The organism is Psychrobacillus sp. (assembly GCF_056205495.1).
On the sequence record NZ_JBAEAP010000535.1, the window covers coordinates 1 to 20,733 of the forward strand.

A 20,733-nucleotide genomic window follows, 5' to 3' on the forward strand; every position below is an offset into this window, starting at 1 on the left:
ATGTTGGATAGTTTGGTTAAATGCTCTTTGTACCAGTCATATGTGTTTACTTTGTTATAAGTGACACATGGGCTGTACACATTGATAAACGAGAAGCCTTTATGCTGGATACCTGCTTCGATGATTGCTGTTAACTCTTTAATGTCTGAAGAAAAGCCTTGTGCGACAAATGTAGCTCCAGAAGTGAGTGCTAGCTCCAATGGTTTAACGGAAGGTTCAATTGCTCCACCTGGAGTAGACTTCGTTTTAAAGCCTTCTGCTGAACGTGGAGATGTTTGTCCTTTCGTTAGGCCATAAATTTGGTTATCCATTACTACATAGGTCAAATCAATATTACGGCGAATCGAGTGGATCGTGTGTCCCATACCAATAGCAAACCCATCTCCGTCACCACCAGATGCGATTACGTGTAAGTCCTTATTAGCCATTTTTAATCCTTGGGCAATTGGTAAAGCTCTGCCGTGGATACCATGGAAGCCATAAGAATGGATATAGCCAGAAATACGTCCAGAACATCCGATACCGGAGATGACTGCTAAATCATGCGGCTGGATGCCTACGTTTGCTGCTGCACGCTGTATTGCTGCTTGCACAGAAAAGTCACCACATCCTGGGCACCAGTTTGGTTTTACATTGTTACGAAAATCTTTAAATGTTACCATCTGTTAGCATCTCCTTCACTTGTTTTGCAAGACTTAATGGCAAGAATGGAGTGCCGTCATATTTCAATACACTCACTATTTTGTCATGACCGCCGACGTTCATTTTAATAATGTTCGCCAATTGTCCTGTTGCATTGTTTTCTACCACTACTACTTTTTTAGCTTTAGCTACTAGCGGTTGCATTTGTTCGGTTGGGAATGGGTGAATTAAGCGAATATGTGCGTGGTTCACTTTCACTCCATTGTCATTTAGTGTTTGTTGAAGTTCTTCTAGTACTCCGCGAGTAGAATTGAATCCTACAAATAATATATCTGCTTCTTCATGAGGGGCGTTAACGTACACTGGCTCATCGAAGTTAACAAACTTTAATTTTTTCATACGCTTGTCCATTTGAGCTTGACGGTTTAATGCTGCTTCAGAAGGTTTTCCAGTTTCATCATGCTCTACACCTGTTACATGGTGAATTGCATGCTTCATACCTGGTAATACACGTGGTGAGATACCATCTTCGGTTACTTCATATCGTTTGAAATAACTTTTATCTTCTGTTTCTGGAAGCTCTTCGTTGTCCATTAAACGACCACGGCGGATTTCTATTTTCGAATAATCAAATGGCTCCACAGTTTGCTTACCAAGTGATAGCTGTAAGTCTGAAAGAATAATGACAGGTAGCTGCAACTCCTCAGCAATATTAAATGCTTGGATTGTATCATAGAACGCTTCTTCTCCAGTACTCGGTGCAATGACGACCTTTGGAATTTCCCCATGCGTACCGTAGATCATTTGCATTAAATCAGACTGCTCTTGTTTTGTTGGTAATCCTGTTGATGGACCCCCACGCTGTGTGTCCACAATTACTAATGGTTGCTCGGTCATACCGGACAATCCGATCGCTTCCATCATTAGAGACAGACCAGGCCCTGCAGACGCAGTAAATGCACGTACACCACCGTAGTTAGAACCAATTGCCATTGTTGCTGCAGCAATTTCATCTTCTGTTTGAATGACTGCTCCTCCAAATAGAGGCAGCTTTTTAATCATATACTCCATTATTTCAGAAGCTGGAGTAATTGGATAAGCTGCCATAAAGCGTACGCCTGCAGTTAATGCGCCCATAGCTATTGCATCATTACCAATCATGAATAAACGCTGTTTGCCGTCAGCTGGAGCTATTTCCCACTCTCCAAGACGGTCCCCAAGCTGCTCAGCCATCGTGTCATATCCTTGTTGAATAGCCTGCATATTTTTTTCAACAACTTCTTCACCTTTTTTACCAAAGATTTCATCAACGACTCCTTGGAAAACGGCTTTGTCTAGGTTTAATAAAGCAGATGTAGCTCCAATTGCCACCATGTTCTTCATGAGAGAGGTTCCAAGGCTAGAAGCAATCTCTGTAAAAGGTACGATATACATTGGTGCTAAACAGTCCTCTGGTGCCTCTGGTGAAAATTTAGCATCTGCTAGTATGATACTTTTTTCTGTAAGCTCTTTATAATTGACTTCAATCGTTTCTTGATCGAATGCCACTAAAATATCTAAGTTATCTGGAATGGTACGTACTTGAGTAGGACGCACACAAATTTTATTGTTAGTATGTCCACCTTTAATTCGAGAAGAGAAATGACGGTATCCATATAAGTAGTACCCAAGGCGATTCATAGCCATAGAGAATATTTCGCCCGTACTCTCAATACCCTCTCCTTGCTGCCCTCCTACTTTCCAAGAAAGCTGTTGCAACATATAAACATCTCCTTACTGTTCTCTTTAAATGCTTTTTTCCTTCATTAGTTTATCACGAAGTAGCGATATACACTATGTATTACCTGTACTTTTATGGAATTTCAGACCTTTGACGGAAACCCTCCGTCACGATTTATTCAAAAAAGTATGGAAACGCAAATTATAAGCCGCTACTAAAGACAGTAGCGGCTTTTTGTGAAACTTTATATAGAGTGCCAAGCCTTTTGCAAAGAAAGCCTTGCTGCTATATATTATTTTGATTTCTTTTCTACCAATAATTTCAAAGCAGTTCGATCTTCACCAGAAATAATAATATCTGTGAACGCCGGTGAGCAAGTTAGGTCTGTTCCGCTAGGAGCAACAAATCCTCTTGCAATAGCAATAGCTTTTATAGCTTGGTTTAATGCTCCTGCGCCTACTGCCTGCATTTCTGCGTAACCTTGTTCTCTTATAACTGCAACTAATGCACCAGCAACTGAATTGGGGTTTGAACGAGAAGATACTTTTAAAGAATCCACTATCATTTCTCCTTTTATCGCTATATTTATGAACTTGCTTTCGTTCATAAACTAACTTATGCTCGGAAGAAATTTTTTAGACTTTTTTATGCTTCAAATGGATAATCTTCGTTAATATATATTCTCTCTTGATGTGTCGCTTTACCAGTTTGGTTATCCACCTCTACGAAAAATCCGCTTAGCACCGAACGACCGCTCTTCGGTACTTCAAAGCGAGTTGGCATATTTGTTTGGAAACGGTATAGTACGTCCTCTTTTTTCATCCCTAATACTTCATCATAAGGACCTGTCATTCCGACATCTGTAATATAAGCAGTGCCACCAGGAAGAATACGAGAATCCGCTGTTTGTACATGCGTATGAGTTCCCACTACAACAGAGGCCTTGCCATCTAAATGCCATCCAAAGGCAATTTTTTCACTTGTAGCTTCTGCATGAAAGTCTACAAAAACAATTGGGGATAGCTGCTTAGCTTCTTCAACCATTTCCGTTGCCATTTTAAATGGATCATCATGTGGCGGCAAGAATGTTCGACCATGCATATTGATGTCAGAAATAGTGTGGCCATTTTTCGTTACAGAGGTCATTCCTTTACCGGGAGCGTCTTCTGAAAAATTGGCAGGACGAATTAAATAATCTGTATCATCGATGAAGTCCATAATTTCTTTTTGATCCCATGTATGGTTTCCCATCGTCACTACGTCTACTCCCATATGTAAAAGAGAGTTAAATATAGTTTTCGTTATGCCTCTACCAGCAGCTGCATTCTCCCCATTGGCGATTACAACATCTGGCATATATTTTCTTTTTAATCTTGGTAAGTAGCTTTCCAACGTATCTCTACCAATGGATCCTACAATATCACCGATAAATAGTATTTTCATTTTTACAATAACGTCCTTTCACGAAAAAAAGGCTTCATTTCGAAGCCTTTTGTTTTCAATGTTATGATTGCTTTTACTTTATTTTGCGTATTCTACGGCTCTAGTTTCTCTGATAACAGTTACTTTAATGTGACCAGGATAATCGAGCTCTTCTTCAATTCGCTTACGGATGTCTCTTGCCAAGCGATGAGCTGTAATGTCATCGATTTGATCAGGACGAACCATAATGCGGATTTCTCTACCTGCTTGAATAGCAAAGGATTTTTCAACACCTTCATAGGATTCTGAAATTTCCTCTAGTTTTTCAAGGCGGCGAATGTAATTTTCTAATGTTTCACTTCTTGCACCAGGTCTAGCTGCAGATAAAGCATCTGCTGCTGCTACTAATACGGCAATGACAGAAGTAGCTTCTGTATCTCCGTGATGGGAAGCAATACTATTAATTACTACCGGATGTTCTTTATACTTTCTTGCAAGTTCTACACCTATTTCAACGTGACTTCCTTCCACTTCATGGTCAATTGCTTTTCCGATGTCGTGTAATAAGCCTGCACGTCTAGCAAGTGTTACGTCTTCTCCAAGCTCTGCAGCTAAGAGACCAGCTAAATAGGCAACTTCAGTAGAATGTTTTAATACGTTTTGACCATAACTTGTACGGTATCTTAAACGGCCTAAAATCTTCATCAAATCTGGATGTAGGTTATGAACACCTATATCAAAAGTAGTTTGCTCGCCAATTTCGCGAATTTGTTCATCTACTTCTCTTCTAGACTTCTCTACCATTTCTTCAATTCGAGCAGGATGGATACGTCCATCTTGCACTAATTTTTCAAGGGCTAATCGAGCAGTCTCTCTTCTAATCGGATCGAACCCGGAAAGAATTACAGCCTCTGGTGTGTCGTCAATGATAAGATCGATACCAGTCAATGTTTCGAGTGTACGAATGTTTCGTCCTTCACGTCCGATAATTCGTCCTTTCATCTCGTCATTCGGTAAGTTTACAACCGAAACGGTAGTTTCCGCAACGTGATCTGCTGCAAACCTTTGTAAAGCAAGTGAAAGTATTTCTCTCGATTTCTTGTCAGCCTCTTCTTTGGCTCTTGTTTCAGATTCTTTAGTCATTACAGCAATGTCAGTAGCCAATTCATTTTCTACCTCTTGAAGAATGATAGTTTTTGCTTCTTCACGAGTAAGAGTAGAAATACGTTGTAGCTCTGTTTGTTGCTCTTCGACTAGTTCATCCACTTTACTTTCCTTTTGTTCGATATGCTGTTGTCTTTGTGTTAGAGCATCTTCTTTACGCTCAAGACTTACTTCTCTCTTGTTTAGAGCATCATCTTTACGATCTAGATTCTCTTCTCTTTGTAATAACCGATTTTCCTGTTTTTGCAGTTCCATGCGGCGTTCTCGGATGTCAGATTCAGCTTCATTTCGTAATTGGTGAGTTTCATCTTTGGCCTCTAAAAGTGCTTCTTTCTTTAATGCTTCTGCCTCTCGCTTTGCTTCCTCTATAATGAGTACAGAAGATTGTTTTGCACCAGTCACTTTTGAATCATTCACTTTTTTCAGATAACCGTAACCAACAGCGCCACCGATAATAAGACCAAGCAAAGCGGAGATGATAATTTCCAATGTCATTTCGAACACCCCCTCTTGCTATACTTTTAAGTTTCAGTCGGCACATATATGCTAATTGAACGCATATTTGTACTGCTTTTTAGTCATTTAATAAAGAAATTATACAACTTTAATTGTATAGATGTAGAAATACTCTGTCAAGGAAACGGAAGAATATTATTAGTTTTAGAGAGAGGATATCTATTATTCAGGTATTGCCTAAATAAAATGCTTTCATAATTCTTATTTAAAACAATTTCATATTTTCTTTTATTATGTAAAACCACAAGAAACAATCAATAAAAGATTTATGAGACTTATCTGCTTAGCAAAGTGAATTATAATTAGCTTCAGCTCTGGTGATCCCTTTCTGAAGAATGATCCATGTTCATTCAACCCACTAGAGTCACTGCCTGTCGCTTTAACGAACACTTTTAATAGGTAAGCTTCTATTTTTGAAATTAGCTCATTCACAATTACTAAAGTTCAATTAAAATTGGTCTTTGTGATAAATTTAAATTCACAAAAAATATTAGAAATAGATTTTAAAAAAAGATACCAAGAGAGAATCTCTTGATATCTTTTTAACTTTAACTATTATTCATCTTCTAAAAGTAGCTCGAACTCGCCATCTTCGTCCTCTGGCTCATGCGCTGCAATAACAAGTGCACCAGCAGACATACCTAGAGATTGACGGATTTTTAATGCCACTTCTTCTTTAATAGCAGGGTTTTCCTTCAAGAATTGTTTAGCGTTTTCTCGCCCTTGGCCAATACGTTCTTCATTGTAAGCATACCAAGAACCACTTTTTTGGATAATATCGTATTCAGAACCTATATCAACGATTTCTCCTTCTTGAGAGATTCCTTCTCCGTACATAATATCTACTTCTGCAGTTTTAAATGGTGGAGCAACTTTGTTTTTTACTACTTTAATTTTCGTTTTGTTACCCATAATGTCTGTACCTTGTTTAATAGCTTCAGCACGTCTTACTTCTAAGCGGACAGAGCTGTAGAATTTAAGTGCGCGACCACCAGGCGTTACTTCAGGGTTACCAAACATTACTCCAACTTTTTCACGAATCTGGTTAATAAAGATTGCTATAGTGTTAGATTTGTTAATAACTCCCGATAGCTTACGTAATGCTTGAGACATTAAGCGAGCTTGAAGACCAATATGAGAGTCTCCCATTTCTCCTTCTATCTCTGCTTTTGGTACTAATGCTGCAACAGAGTCGATAACAATGATTTCAACCGCACCACTGCGGACTAGAGCTTCTGCGATTTCAAGGGCTTGCTCTCCAGTGTCGGGTTGAGATAATAATAATTCATCTATGTTAACGCCTAGTTTTTGTGCATATACAGGATCCAACGCATGCTCTGCATCAATAAATGCCGCTTGCCCACCTGTTTTTTGTATTTCCGCAATAGCATGAAGCGCTACAGTTGTTTTACCTGAGCTCTCTGGACCATAAATTTCGATAATACGGCCTCTTGGATATCCACCTATTCCAAGAGCTGCATCAAGAGCTAGGGAACCACTTGAAGAGGTAGAGATTTCACGGTCTGTTTTCTCTCCTAATTTCATTACGGAACCTTTACCAAATTGTTTCTCTATTTGTTTTAAAGCCATTTCTAACGCTGCTTTACGATCATTAGCCAAATGTATTTCCTCCTAGAAACTATCATTTTTTTTACTATCTTTAGTATACTCGGTCTTTGAGAAATTTACAAGAAAAAAGCGAACATCTATTCGTTTATTTTTTAACACTATTAGATTTTGATAGGAAAAAACAGCACAAAATTATAATTTGAGCCGTTTTCCTTTGTTAAAATTAAATTTTCGATAATCCTTCTTCTCTTAAAAGTCGAATCAAGTAATGAATAGTAAACTTAACTGTTCTTAAACGATTTGTGTTTCTCATGCCGGATAGATTCAATTTATAAGAAATTGGGGCAGCGTCTGCATAGGCAATTCCAATCCACACCGTTCCTGCCGGTTGGTCTCCATGTCCATCTGGTCCAGCTGCTCCAGTAATACCTACACCTATCGTTGTTTCAAACTTTTCTTTGACTCGACTAGCCATTTCTTCTGCAACCTGACTAGAAACGACGCTATGTTCATCAATCGTTTCTCTCTTAACACCAAGCTGATTGATTTTCACTTCTTCAGTATAGGTGATAATGCCACCTACAAGTGCTACGCCCATTCCTGGGACTGCAGCCAACTCTGATTGAAAAAGTCCAGCTGTCATACTTTCGGCAGCAGAAATTGTTAGCTCGTTGTCAATTAGTATATCTCTTAGCTTGGAGGCTAACGATTCGTTATTATATCCATACACATATTTGCCCACACGGTTTAAGATTTCAGCTTGTAGCTTTTCAATCCTTTTCCAAGCTTCTTCCTCCGTATCTGCTTTTGCAGTAAGGCGTAAGGTTACCTCTCCGTCAGAAGCTAGCGGCGCAAGGGTCGGATTTGTTTGATTATCCAATAAATCCTGTACTTCATTCTCCAGCTCTGCTTCGCCAATGCCATAAAAGCGAATGACATGGGACATAATTACATTTTCTTTGTAAAGCAGTTTAGGTAACAGCGGCTTAGCCTCAAATTGGAACATCGGCTCTAATTCTTTTGGAGGGCCAGGCAATAACATATATGTATGTTTCTCTGTGGAAAGAAGCATCCCCGGAGCCATTCCATGCTTGTTTTCAAGGACAGTACATCCTTCTAAAACTAATGCTTGTTTTTTATTGTTCTCCGTCATTACTTTTCCAGCTCTTTTAAAGAAATCCTCTATATAAATGATTGCATGATCATCTAATACAAGATTTTTGTTAAGGTGTTTAGAAATTGTTTCCTTTGTAAGATCATCTTTAGTAGGTCCTAAACCTCCTGAAAAAATAATGAGGTCAGCTCGATTTTCTGCGATTTTAATGGCTTCTAACAACCGATTAGGATTGTCTCCAACTACTGTGTGGTAATACACATCAATTCCTAACTCTGCCAGCTGGGAGGATATATATCTTGCGTTCGTATTGGAAATTTGCCCTAACAATAATTCTGATCCTACCGCAATAATCTCTGCTTTCATCCCAAAACTTCCTTCCTATTTTGAGTCAAGTAACACTTTGCGATTCAAATAGAAATAATCAAATCCCGACCATAAAGTAAAGAATAGACAAACGTATAGCATGATCATATCAAATGGGAAATTGAACATTTCAAAAAATACATTTCCTAAAAGTAATGATGAAATCGCGATAATTTGTGTCCACATTTTTATCTTACCGAGTTGGTTTGCTGCAACTACCTCTCCTGTACCAGCTAGTATTAAGCGTAAACCAGTCACTGCAAATTCACGGCTGATAATTAATATAACTACCCATGCTGGCGCAACTCCAAACTGCACTAATATAATTAATGCTGCTGAAACAAGTAATTTGTCTGCTAGAGGATCTAAAAACTTACCCATATTTGTTACTAAATTATATTTTCGAGCATAATAACCATCGATAAAATCAGTAATAGAGGCGATAATGAAAATAATAGCTCCAATTAGGTGATTTACTGGAATAGTTGCTCCTAAGAAACTAGCTTCCCCCCAGTTAAAATCAATTAGCATAAAAATCATAAATACTGGAATTAAAAATATGCGGAACATGGAAATTTGGTTTGGTATATTCATTTTCATCTAAAAATACTCCTTTCATATTTCAAACAAAATAGCCATCTAATCGATGACTATTTGCTGAACTTTATAACTAAGTTTTGTGGAGTCTTATCTGTTGGGAATTCCACTAGCTCATCATTAATGAAAACCTGTGTAACTGGAACGTTCCCTACTCTCACACGAATTTGTTCCGTTGTACTTACATCTAGCTCATATGGCGTTCCAGTGTTAACCCAGCTATCATATAAAGTTTTGTTAGCCTGGTCTTTTAAGTTTAACCAAGTCTTATCGCTGCTAGCCATTAACTTTAACTGATAAGTCTCTGCACCAGATACAGTATATGTTGAAGTTTCCCCTTGAGTCCCCTCTAACGTGAAAGCTAGTTTAGGCACGGGTTCTTCCTCAATTTCTTCTTCCACAGCCTCTTCCTCTTCTTCATTATCTGTAGCTGTTTGATCCGAAGGTGGAGGTGTGATATCCATTGTCACTGGCTCCTCAGTTTCTACTGCAGGTGACTCTTCCGTCTCTGGAGAGTTCTGTCTAAGTGTCCATACAATCACAATTATCGCTACAACAAACAATGCCACTATAATCATCGGCATAATTTCCATGAATCTGTTCGATGCTCGGCCACCCAAAGTTCTTCTAGACGGTGTTGCAGGGATAGTTTTTGCAACATCCTCATTTGTAGGACTTGGAAGCTCTGATTTGTATGTCTCTAAAAGCTCATCCCCATTTAAGCCGACTGCCTCTGCGTATTGCTTGATAAAAGCTCGCACATAAAAAGCACCAGGAATTGTGGAATAATTCCCTTCCTCAATGTTAGCTAAATACCTTTTTTGAATTTTTGTTATTTCTTGCAAATCCTCGATACTATATCCTTTTGCTGTTCTCGCTTCTTTTAAACGAGTACCAAGTTCAGTCAATTAAAACACCTACTTCGTTAAAAATTAAATTCACCGAATCCGCCAAATCCACCCATGCCTTTGTCGGTCATCGCATGATTTTTTTCCATCATTTCGTACGTTATTTCTTCCTCTGGACTATGACGAAGCTCAATTATATAGTCAAAATCCTCAATAGAATATTCGGAATGCTTGATGAACATATCTGGGTGCTCCACTACTTTAATAGTAGGCATTCTCATCATTTCCCTAACAAGTTGTAGATGCTTTTCATCATTTGACTTTCTTGTAACAATTCCATCCAGAATAAAGATATTGCGATCGCTGAATTCATCCCCAGCGAGCTGATTTCTAATCGTTTGCTTAATCATTGTGGAAGACAGGAAAATCCATTTTTTGTTCGCACAAACACTTGCGGCAACTACAGATTCTGTTTTCCCTACTCTAGGCATACCTCTGATACCGATTAGCTTATGTCCTTCCTGTTTAAAGATCTCAGCCATGAAATCTACTAGTAGACCAAGCTCATCTCTTACGAATCGAAAAGTCTTTCTGTCATCAGCATCTCTTTGTATGTATCTTCCGTGACGCACCGCTAAACGATCTCTTAGCTTCGGTTCACGAAACTTAGTTAAATGAATTGTTTCCATTGTAGAAATGATATGTTCAAAGCGTTCAATATTTTCTTTTTTTTCAGCTTTAATGAGCATACCACGTCTACCCTCATCCACACCATTAATAGTGACTATATTTACTCGTAGCATACCCAATAGAGAAGAAATGTCTCCTAAAAGTCCAGGACGATTTACTTGAATTTCGTATTCAAAAAACCATTCACTTGCCATCATGTATTCCTCCCTTTATAGAATGACGTTCTCAATGCATTAATAGTTCTATCATATATGATTTTATAACCGAATAAAAGGAAAAAAGAAAAGAGAGTTAACTTCCCCCTTTTCTTTTCCTAAATATACCAACCACCATTAACTCGAATGACTTGACCAGTAATATAATATGCTTTCTCACTTGCTAAAAAAACAACCACATTGGCTACGTCCTGTGGTTTTCCAAATATACCTGCAGGAATCTCTTCTAATATAAACTCTCGTGATTCATCATCTAAATGAGCGTTCATTTTTGTATCGATAAAACCTGGTGCTACGACATTGACGTTTGTCTTTTGCATGGCAACCTCTTTAGCATAGGCTTTCACAAACGCATGCTGAGCCCCTTTAGCAGCGGAATAGGCTGCCTCATAGGAAGCACCTGTTTCTCCCCATATAGAGCCAATAAAGATAATAGAGCTATGCTCATGCTTTCGTAGCTTAGGCGCTAATCTTCCCGCTAAAAACATCGGATGCTCTACATGTACTTGAAAGAGATGTCTTATTTCCTCCAGAGAGGTCTCTTCTATACCTTTATAAAGACTTTGGCCTTGGGCAAAGACAATCGATTGAAGAGAGTAAATAGAATTCACAATGACTTCAATTGCATTTGTATCTAATAGGTCTGCTTGAATAGGTATGAATTCCTGTTCTGGATAGGCAAGATCGAGGGCAACTATAAGTTCATCCACCTTCTCTTTATTACTTGCAAAATGAAGGTACAGGGACCATCCAGCCTCCGCCATACTTAGGCTAGTAGCAATCCCTATTTCTCCAGACGCACCTATCACTAGAGCAAACTTCTTAGCCATTATCTGTTTCCTTCGATGGAATAATCTTAAATACAGTATGCGTATTCTCATCCTTAAAGGCTTCAAATGCCTTCTTGACTTGGTTCACATCTAAGTTCTCTAAGGCTGGTACTACATCAAATAAATTCATATCGTTAAACTTATAACGAGTAAATTGGTTTGCAATATATTCAATTGAATTTAATGAACGTAAGAAATGACCAATTTTCTTTCTGGTGATTCGTTTCATATCCTCTTCTTCTAATGTCCAATTCGATGCAAATTTAGTGATGGTTTCTTTAATCTTCTGACCAAGCTCTTCTGGATTTCCTGTATCGGAGCCTATCATTGCAAAACCGTAGCCTTCCTCCATAGAGAAGTCTGCACTATAGGATTCATCGATCAACCCTTTTTCATAGACCTCTTGGAAAAACGAGGATGTTCTACCGAATATAAGTTCAACTGCCACTTGCATAGCCAACTCATAATTTAACATTTCTTCACCGGTAATATTAACATTGTTCGATTTAATGCCATATAAAAGCTTAGACTTTTGTACGTCCATTTTTAACGTTCGTTCTTTTTTATCTACTTGCGGCTGCTCATCTGGGTAGAAACGGACAATTTCCTCTGGAGCCTTAAATTCTTTTTTAGCCTGATTTTCTTTCACAAATTCCATCATTTCTTTAGGATCTACAGCTCCTACAACGAACAACACCATATTCGAAGGGTGGTAAAACGTGTTATAGCATTCGTATAGATGCTCAGCTGTAATATGACTAATAGACTCTATTGTGCCAGCGATATCAATTTTCACTGGATGTTCTTTGTACATATTTTCAATCGTACCGAAGTATAACCTCCAGTCGGGCTGGTCGTCATACATGGTAATTTCTTGCCCAATAATACCCTTTTCCTTTTCAACAGTTTGTTCTGTGAAATATGGCTCCTGTACAAAGTTAAGAAGAGTATTAGTGTTTTCTAATATATTGTCTGTTGAGGAGAATAAATAAGAAGTTCTTGTAAATGATGTGAATGCATTGGCAGAAGCCCCATTTTCACTGAACTTCTGGAAAACATCTCCTTCTTCTTTCTCAAACATTTTATGCTCTAAAAAGTGGGCAATCCCGTCTGGTACTGTAACAGGTTCTTTTTTACCTAGTGGAATAAATTCTCGGTCAATAGAACCGTATTTTGTAGTAAAGGTTACATATGTTTTGGAAAAGCCTTTTTTAGGCAAAATATAGACATTTAATCCATTGGAAAGTTCTTCGTGATATAGTGTTTCTTCTAGCTGTTCAAAGTAAGTTTCATTCATTGTCTGCACCGTCCTTACCAGATAAGAAATAGACAAATTCCTTTTCGATATTTGTAGCCATTTCTTGAATTTGCTCCTTCGTGACATCTTCCCATTTAGCGGTCCAGTTTTTCACTGTAAAGGATTCATCGAGTTCTTTATATTGATCGTAAATTTCTATTTGTCCTCTGGCAGAATCCAAAGATTCCTTAAGCTGGTTTTTAAGCATGGATTTTGTCTGATTGATCTCTAAATCAGATATATTTCCTTTTTGCATTTCCTTTAGCTGTTCGTCTATTAATGCAACAGCTTTTTCCTGTAGGTTGGCATCAATTCCAGCAAATACAAAAATGCGACCATAAAGGGAAGAAAAGCTACTTGAGGCATAGTATGCCATACTTTCTTTTTCACGTACATTCATGAAAATTTTGGAATGGGCAAAGCCACCAAGAATACCATTAGTAATTTGCATAATTGGGAATTCATTAGAGTAAAACGTGACTGGAGTTCTATAAGAGATATGTAATTTCCCTTGCTTCATGTCCTGTTTTTCATGTAAAAACTCTTTGTCGTTTGTTGAAACAGCACTTTCTGTTTCTTTTGGAATGTCTGCAGAACGAGCTTCAAACGGGAAAAATTCATTAATTTTAGCTTTCATTTCCTCTACATCTACATCACCTACAATATAGATAGACAATGGCTCTTTTGTAAGCAGGTTTTGATGCATTTCTAATAATTGCTCGTTTGTTACTGCCTTCACTGTTTCCACCGTGCCATTAGCGCTAATAGAAGCTGGATGATCGGGTAAAATATTTTCTAATAATCGTTGCTGTGCATAACGAGTTTTATCATCGTACATAGACTGAATACGTTCTATCACTTGTTCTTTTTCTCGCTTCACAACAGATTCAACAAATTTTCCATTTTCTAAGTTAGGTTGGAAAAGCACTGTTTGAAGTAATGAAAGTACTTCATCTACCACAGTTTCATTAGACAAATAAGCATCGTTAACTGTTTCGGCATTTAAAGAAAAAATATGATTTAAACCTTTTTTAGATGTGTCAAAATATAATACCGCTCCAAATAATTCATCTAAACGTTTTCTAAAAGATGCATATGTTGGATATTTGGCATTGCTATATTGCAGTACATTGGAAAGTACCGCTCTTACTGCAGCAGACTCTACAGTTAATGGCTGCTTCCATTTAAAGGAAATATTAATGGTTTTAAATTGTTCTGTTGGTCTTATATAAAGCTGGACACCTTTTGCTAATTCAAAATGTTGAAACATGAAAAGAATTCCCCCTTTTTCTTTCTAGTGTTACTCATATACCTTTTCACTATACATCTTCTAATTATATCAATACAAACAAAAGGGACCAAACTTAATTGGTCCCTTTTGAATCGCTATATTTTTTATTATTAATTGGTAAGTTCTAAGCAAAAATTTATCTTTTTCCTTTAATATAAGGAATTCCACTCGCTTTAGGAGCATTTGCTTTCCCTATAAACCCTGCTACTGCAAGAATAGTTAATGCATACGGTAAAATGTGCAGGTAATAGCTTGGAATTTGATCAATGTATGGTATTTGTCCTCCGACGATACTTAAAGCTTGCGCAAATCCGAAGAAAAGTGCTGCTCCAAGTGCTCCTAGCGGATGCCATTTACCAAAGATCATGGCTGCAAGAGCCATAAACCCTTGTCCATTAATTGTGGTGTGACTGAACTCTCCTGAAATCGATTGAGCATACACAGCTCCACCAATACCTGCCAACATACCCGAAATAATTACTGCAGTGTATCGCATTTTCTTTACGTTAACTCCCATTGTATCTGCGGCCATAGGATGCTCACCTACTGCACGAAGGCGAAGTCCAAATGGAGTTTTGTAAATAACAAACCATGCAAGAATTGCTACTGCAACAGCTAAAATAGAAGTAGAGTAGACATCCTTAAATAACATTGGTCCGATGATTGGAATTTCACTTAAACCAGGGATATCAAAACGGATAAAACGTTCTTGAATATAATCTGTTTGTCCTTTGTCATAAATCATTTTTACTGTGAACAATGCAATAGCGACACCTAACATATTGATCGCTACCCCAGAAATGGTTTGGTCTGCTCTAAACGATACAGAAGCTACCGCATGTAACAAAGCAAATATACCTGAAACAATCATAGCTGCAATAACTGCAACCCAAGGTGTCATAGCACCAAACGTACTAACGAATGTCAGGTTAAAAATGATGGAAATAAAGGCACCCATAACCATCATACCTTCTAGACCAATATTAATTACACCAGATCTTTCAGAGAAAACTCCACCAATCGCAGTGAAAACTAAAGGGGCTGCATAGAAAATTGCTGATGGAACGATGAAATATAATACATCTAAAAAGCTCATTTAATTCGCCTCCTTTTTCTTACTAATCTTTTCAAGGAAATAGCGAATGACATATCCACAGGCAACGAAGAAAATAATAATCGCAATAACGATCGATACAATTTCTATCGGAACTCCTGCAGCGTTAGGCATATTAGTTGCTCCATATTTAAGAGATCCAAATAGTGTAGCACCAAAAATTACTCCTAGAGGTGTATTCGCCCCCAGTAAAGCCACGGCGATTCCATCAAACCCGATACCTGTGAAGGCACCTTTAGAACTTGCGTAACCAAATGTACCTAATGCCTCCATAGCACCTGCTAGACCAGCAAAAGCACCTGAGATAACCATAGATAAGATGATATTCTTAGAGACATTCATACCAGCATACTCTGAAGCATGCTTGTTAAATCCTACTGACTTCAATTCATATCCAGTAGTTGTTTTCTCTAAAATGAACCACATTAATAAAACCATTGCTAACGCAATAAATATTCCATAATGTAAACGAGAATAGTCTGTCATACTTTGGAAGAAAGCAGACGTCAGTGAAGCGGTTGGTTTAATAGATTCCGTACTGTCGCCACCATCAGCAACGATTTTAATAAGTGCATTCGTTGTATGAAGAGCAATGTAGTTCATCATGATAGTTACTATTACTTCATGCACCTGAAGTTTTGCTTTTAATAATCCTGGTAGGAAAGCCCACAATCCTCCTGCAACAGCTGCAGCAAGTATTGCTAACGGTAGATGTATGTACATTGGCAGGTCAAAGGCAATACCGACGTAAGCAGCTGCAAACCAGCCTACAAGTAATTGTCCCTCCACTCCAATGTTAAACAGCCCAGTGCGGAAAGCAAACGCCACCGCAAGACCGGATAATAGGTACGGTGTTATTTGACGTACTGTTTCACCCATTCTATAGGCATCTCCAAATATACCTTCCCATAGCGCAGCGTATCCCAAGATAGGATCGTATCCGCTTATTAGCATGACAATCGCACCCACGATTAACCCTAGTATTACGGAAATAACAGGGACAAGTATATTTACTACTCTATTCGACATGCTCTACATCCCCCTGCTTCTTATCTTTTTCTCTTGTATGTCCTGCCATTAATAGACCCAGCTCTTGCTCTGTCGTTTCTTTAGGTAAAAGAGAATCGACTATTTGTCCATCATATATAACAGCAATTCGATCTGATACATTCATTACTTCATCAAGTTCAAACGAAAGAAGTAAAACAGCTTTCCCTTTATCTCTTTGTTCTATTAAACGCTGATGAATAAACTCGATTGCTCCTACATCTAAACCACGAGTAGGAAGTGCCGCGATTAACAACTCAGGGTCACGTATAACCTCACGACCAATAATGGCCTTCTGTTGATTACCTCCGGATAATGCTCGAGCCAATGTATGCTCCCCTTGTGTACGTACATCATATTCTTTAATAATTTTTTGCGCTAAGTTAGATACTTTTTTGTAATTTATAATTCCTCTTTTAGAAATAGGCTCTAAATAATAGGTTTGAAGAGCAATATTGTGACCAATTGGAAAATCTAAAACTAAACCATGTCTATGTCTATCCTGTGGAATATGTCCAACTCCCGCCTCTGTAACTTTACGAGGTTTTTTGTTTGTAATATCTATTCCATTTAGATTTATAGATCCGCTCTTAGACTTACGAAGACCAGTAATTGCCTCAATTAGCTCACTTTGACCATTTCCGTCAATCCCTGCTAAACCGAGAATTTCACCTTTGCGAACAGTTAAGTTTAACCCTTTAACCTTTTCAATACCTCTATAGTCCGTCACTATTAAGTCTTTAATGATCAATGCTTCTTCCTTAGGTTTAGCTTCGCCCTTAACGGTTTTAAATTCAACCTGACGTCCAACCATAAGTGATGCCAGTTCGTTTGGATTTGTTTCTGCTGTTATAACTGTTCCAATTCCTTTACCTTTACGAATAACTGTAACTCTATCCGACACATCCATAATCTCTTTTAGTTTGTGCGTTATTAAAATGATAGATTTACCTTCTTTAATAAGACGCTTCATAATTTGAATTAGCTCATTAATCTCTTGTGGAGTTAAAGAGGCGGTTGGTTCATCAAAAATTAGAATTTCTGCACCACGATAAAGCGTTTTCAAAATTTCTACCCGCTGTTGCATTCCTACAGAAATATCCTCTATTTTTGCATAAGGATCTACATTTAATCCGTAAGTTTCTGACAGTTGCTCTATTTTACGTGCAGCATCCTTAATATTTACGACACCGCCATTAGTTGGTTCGTTACCTAAAATAATATTTTCCGTAACTGTAAAGTTTTCCACTAGCATGAAATGCTGGTGAACCATTCCAATTCCAAGGTCATTGGCAACGTTTGGGTCTGTAATTTTCACAGACTTACCTCTCACTTTTATGTCGCCTGCTTCAGGTTGATACAGACCGAATAATACGTTCATGAGAGTGGACTTCCCTGCTCCATTCTCACCTAAAAGAGCATGTATTTCTCCCTTTTTCAATTGAAGGGTTATATTATCATTTGCTACGAAAGTTCCAAACTCTTTCCGAATGCCTAGCATTTCTATTACATAATCCAATGAATTTCACTCCCTACTTGAATACTAGTACTAAATTAATACAGGAAAGACTTTAAATATTTAAAATCTTTCATCCATTAATTTAAAATATCATAAAGACCGAGCAAGTCGGCCTTTATGATGTTAAGTCAAATTATTCTACAGTTTCAGGAACTACGATTTCACCAGAAGCGATTTTTTTAGAATATTCTTCAATTTTCGCTAAAACATCCTCAGGAATAGCTCCACGTGAATCAGCAAGCTGAACACCTTCCTCAGCTAAACCGTAAGTAACAGTTTTACCACCTGGGAATTTTCCTTCCATTGTTTCTTTTGCAATGTTTTGTACTGCTACATCAACACGTTTTTGCATAGAAGTAAGCGTTACATTAGTATCGCCAACTGCTCCTTCTTCGTATTGGTCAGAGTCAACTCCGATAACCCATACGTTAGCATCTTTATCTTTTGTTTTACGTTCTTTAGCTTCTGCAAAAACACCATTACCAGTTCCACCAGCTGCGTGGAAAATAATGTCTACGCCTGAAGAGTACATACGATTTGCTGTTGTTTTACCAAGAGCTGCATCGTCAAATTTACCAGTATACTGAACATCTACTTTAATAGTGTCATCAACTGCTTTAACTCCTGCAAGGAAACCTGCTTCAAAGCGTTCAATAACAGGAATTTCCATTCCACCAACAAAACCAATTTGTTTTGATTCAGACATTAACGCTGCTGCTACTCCAGCAAGGTAAGAACCTTCTTGTTCTTTAAACATTACAGAAGCAACGTTTGGAGCATCAACTACTGCATCAATAATTGCTAATTGAGCATCTTTTTGCTGTTCAGCAATTGTAGTGATAGGCTTTTCCATTAAGAAACCAATACCATAAACTATGTCGAAGTCACGACGAACTAAGTTAGTAATATTGTTGATATAATCTGCATCTGATTGTGATTGTAAATAATCGTAACCGCCATCGCCTTTTGTAAGACCATGCTCTTTACCAAAATCTTCAATACCTTCCCAAGCTAATTGGTTAAATGATTTATCATCTACTCCACCGACGTCTGTAACCATTGCGATTGAGATGTCTGCTGTTTCTTCAGTTCCGGCACCAGCATTAGAACCTTCGTCTTTTTTTGTTTCCTCATCTTTAGAACCACATGCTCCAAGAATAGTACCAGCAGCTAAAACAAGTGATAAGCCTAAACCAAATTTACGTTTCGTCAACTTGAAAACCCCCATTATATTTTCTTCTTCTTAGCAGGAACTACTTTTTTACACCCTTTTCCGAACTACATGAAAGCTAAATTTGTCTGCTCGAAAATAATTTTTCGAATATAAAACTACACGATCATTCTCATCATAATGCAATTGTTTTAAAATCAGCAACGAAGTCTCTGGATCACAATTTAAGGTTGGTGAAGCTACTTCATGATATCCCACTGGATCAATGAAGGTAACAGCATGCGAAATCCTTATATCACCTGATTCCTCCAATGCTGTAAAAATAGAGCCTTCTTTTCTTATAAGAAAATCTGCCGGTAAATAATATTGTGGAACTTTATCGATACAATATACCACTGGTTCACCATCTGCAGTTCGGACACGCTCCATTGTAACAACGGTCGTATCCTCCTCACACTGGAATCGTTTTGCATCATCTTCAGATGCTTCTGATTCCATAGAACTAAGGTAAATAGTACCAGGCTCCATCCCTGCGTTTCTAATCATCGTCGAAACACTGGAGAGTTGTTCAATCCCTGATGTAAAAACAGGCTTTGAGTTAACAAAGGTTCCAACACCATGTCTTCTTACGATAATATTTTCTTCCTCTAGCACTCGTAGAGCTTCTCGTAAAGTTGCTCTACTTACCCCAAGAAGCTTGGCCAATTCAAATTCAGAAGGTAATTTCTCCTTTTCTTTGAAAATCCCCTTTTCAATGTCTTGTTTAAGACGATCGATTACTTGTAGGTATAAATGCCTTTGATCCATTTTTATTGTCATTTAAAACACCACCATTATGAAGAGATCAGACCTCTGATGTAAAACTTTCCTACTAATCAGTACATACTATACCACTTTTAATCTTTTAAATAAATACTTTATTTACGAAATTATTATTTGTTTTTACGTTGTTAACATATAAATGTAATCATTTTGTCATAATATATCACTTAATGTGTGATACTAATTGATAAAAACCCTTGAAAACACTGAATTTTGTCAGTGTTTTAAATTGCTTCACATCGTAGTAATAAAAAGGAATTATATATAAAAATTACATTCAATATATAGCAATAAATTAGATTAGGTTTACTGTTTTAAATTTTTAAAAATAGATTTTTCTTAGAAGGATTTTACAGATTCTAACTTTTGGCAGACATTTTTTAGGAGGGCGCGAAACTATCAGCATCGGTTACGCCTGTTTGTAATGTTTTTAAATTTCTACGACTAGATTTTAGTTTTAGCTACTATACCAATTATCTTTAGTTGTTTTTCTTACAGTGGACACTTTCGAGGGCTTTCGGCTCGTGCTGTTTTTAAACAAATAGATTGGAATAATTACCTAATTAAATGACTTTAAACAGAAAAAGACATGAAATCAAGTTGCTGATTTCACGTCTACAGCCTTTTTTCTTTTAAATATAGAAGTAACGCGAGGAAGAGTTGATTTCCGCTACGAACGGACGCTTTCCGTGGGCACGGCTTAGGCCAACAGGATGTTGGTCAGGAAAACGTTGTCACACGATGTGACGTCCTTAGTTTTCCCTCCTTGAAACTCCCTC

Annotated in this window: 18 protein-coding genes; all 18 read right to left on the reverse strand. The window is 37.7% G+C overall.

All coding sequences use genetic code 11. The features are described 5' to 3' along the window. Positions 1 to 662: 2-oxoacid:ferredoxin oxidoreductase subunit beta (locus tag AC06OU_RS15055; protein WP_475856865.1), on the reverse strand; the 662-nt coding region annotated here is incomplete at its 3' end. Next, positions 649 to 2,403, reverse strand: a complete 1,755-nt coding sequence (locus AC06OU_RS15060) for a 2-oxoacid:acceptor oxidoreductase subunit alpha (protein ID WP_169358658.1) — start codon at positions 2,401 to 2,403, stop codon at positions 649 to 651. The genes AC06OU_RS15055 and AC06OU_RS15060, both read right to left, overlap by 14 nt. Positions 2,404 to 2,654: 251 nt before the next feature. Beyond that, positions 2,655 to 2,921, reverse strand: a complete 267-nt coding sequence (locus tag AC06OU_RS15065; RefSeq protein ID WP_169358657.1) for a stage V sporulation protein S — start codon at positions 2,919 to 2,921, stop codon at positions 2,655 to 2,657. 86 nt (positions 2,922 to 3,007) lie between these two features. Beyond that, a complete protein-coding gene (locus AC06OU_RS15070) occupies positions 3,008 to 3,805 on the reverse strand; it encodes a TIGR00282 family metallophosphoesterase (protein WP_475856867.1) in 798 nt (265 codons plus the stop codon). 78 nt (positions 3,806 to 3,883) lie between these two features. Then, on the reverse strand, positions 3,884 to 5,443 hold the full coding sequence (gene rny / locus AC06OU_RS15075) for a ribonuclease Y (RefSeq protein ID WP_340883931.1): 1,560 nt from the start codon (positions 5,441 to 5,443) through the stop codon (positions 3,884 to 3,886). 576 nt (positions 5,444 to 6,019) lie between these two features. After that, a complete protein-coding gene (recA, locus tag AC06OU_RS15080; protein WP_277347068.1) occupies positions 6,020 to 7,084 on the reverse strand; it encodes a recombinase RecA in 1,065 nt (354 codons plus the stop codon). Between the two features lie 172 nt (positions 7,085 to 7,256). Continuing rightward, on the reverse strand, positions 7,257 to 8,513 hold the full coding sequence (locus AC06OU_RS15085; RefSeq protein WP_475856869.1) for a competence/damage-inducible protein A: 1,257 nt from the start codon (positions 8,511 to 8,513) through the stop codon (positions 7,257 to 7,259). A 15-nt stretch (positions 8,514 to 8,528) separates the two neighbouring features. Next, the gene (gene pgsA / locus AC06OU_RS15090; protein ID WP_475856880.1) at positions 8,529 to 9,107 is read right to left on the reverse strand and encodes a CDP-diacylglycerol--glycerol-3-phosphate 3-phosphatidyltransferase; all 579 of its coding nucleotides are present in this window, start codon (positions 9,105 to 9,107) and stop codon (positions 8,529 to 8,531) included. Positions 9,108 to 9,163: 56 nt separating this feature from the next. After that, positions 9,164 to 10,018: a helix-turn-helix domain-containing protein gene (locus AC06OU_RS15095; RefSeq protein WP_475856870.1), complete on the reverse strand. Its 855-nt coding sequence runs from the start codon at positions 10,016 to 10,018 to the stop codon at positions 9,164 to 9,166. Between the two features lie 17 nt (positions 10,019 to 10,035). Then, positions 10,036 to 10,842: a DUF3388 domain-containing protein gene (locus tag AC06OU_RS15100; protein WP_169358718.1), complete on the reverse strand. Its 807-nt coding sequence runs from the start codon at positions 10,840 to 10,842 to the stop codon at positions 10,036 to 10,038. A 119-nt stretch (positions 10,843 to 10,961) separates the two neighbouring features. Beyond that, positions 10,962 to 11,693 carry an elongation factor P 5-aminopentanone reductase gene (gene ymfI / locus AC06OU_RS15105; RefSeq protein WP_342566783.1) on the reverse strand — a complete coding sequence of 244 codons (732 nt, stop codon included), beginning with the start codon at positions 11,691 to 11,693 and terminating at the stop codon, positions 10,962 to 10,964. Next, positions 11,686 to 12,990 carry an EF-P 5-aminopentanol modification-associated protein YfmH gene (gene yfmH / locus AC06OU_RS15110; protein ID WP_475856872.1) on the reverse strand — a complete coding sequence of 435 codons (1,305 nt, stop codon included), beginning with the start codon at positions 12,988 to 12,990 and terminating at the stop codon, positions 11,686 to 11,688. Before yfmH ends, ymfI begins: the two co-directional genes overlap by 8 nt. Further along, a complete protein-coding gene (gene yfmF, locus AC06OU_RS15115) occupies positions 12,983 to 14,260 on the reverse strand; it encodes an EF-P 5-aminopentanol modification-associated protein YfmF (RefSeq protein WP_475856873.1) in 1,278 nt (425 codons plus the stop codon). The genes yfmH and yfmF overlap by 8 nt, the downstream gene beginning before the upstream one ends. Before the next feature lie 157 nt (positions 14,261 to 14,417). Next, positions 14,418 to 15,377 carry an ABC transporter permease gene (locus tag AC06OU_RS15120; RefSeq protein ID WP_475856874.1) on the reverse strand — a complete coding sequence of 320 codons (960 nt, stop codon included), beginning with the start codon at positions 15,375 to 15,377 and terminating at the stop codon, positions 14,418 to 14,420. Continuing rightward, complete coding sequence (locus tag AC06OU_RS15125; RefSeq protein ID WP_169358648.1) at positions 15,378 to 16,424, reverse strand: ABC transporter permease; 1,047 nt, start codon at positions 16,422 to 16,424, stop codon at positions 15,378 to 15,380. It lies immediately after the preceding gene. Then, positions 16,414 to 17,961 carry an ABC transporter ATP-binding protein gene (locus AC06OU_RS15130; RefSeq protein ID WP_340883953.1) on the reverse strand — a complete coding sequence of 516 codons (1,548 nt, stop codon included), beginning with the start codon at positions 17,959 to 17,961 and terminating at the stop codon, positions 16,414 to 16,416. The genes AC06OU_RS15125 and AC06OU_RS15130 overlap by 11 nt, the downstream gene beginning before the upstream one ends. Positions 17,962 to 18,094: 133 nt before the next feature. After that, complete coding sequence (locus tag AC06OU_RS15135) at positions 18,095 to 19,174, reverse strand: BMP family lipoprotein (protein ID WP_475856876.1); 1,080 nt, start codon at positions 19,172 to 19,174, stop codon at positions 18,095 to 18,097. A 48-nt stretch (positions 19,175 to 19,222) separates the two neighbouring features. After that, positions 19,223 to 19,951 carry a GntR family transcriptional regulator gene (locus AC06OU_RS15140; protein WP_475856878.1) on the reverse strand — a complete coding sequence of 243 codons (729 nt, stop codon included), beginning with the start codon at positions 19,949 to 19,951 and terminating at the stop codon, positions 19,223 to 19,225. Between the last annotated feature and the right edge of the window lie 782 nt (positions 19,952 to 20,733).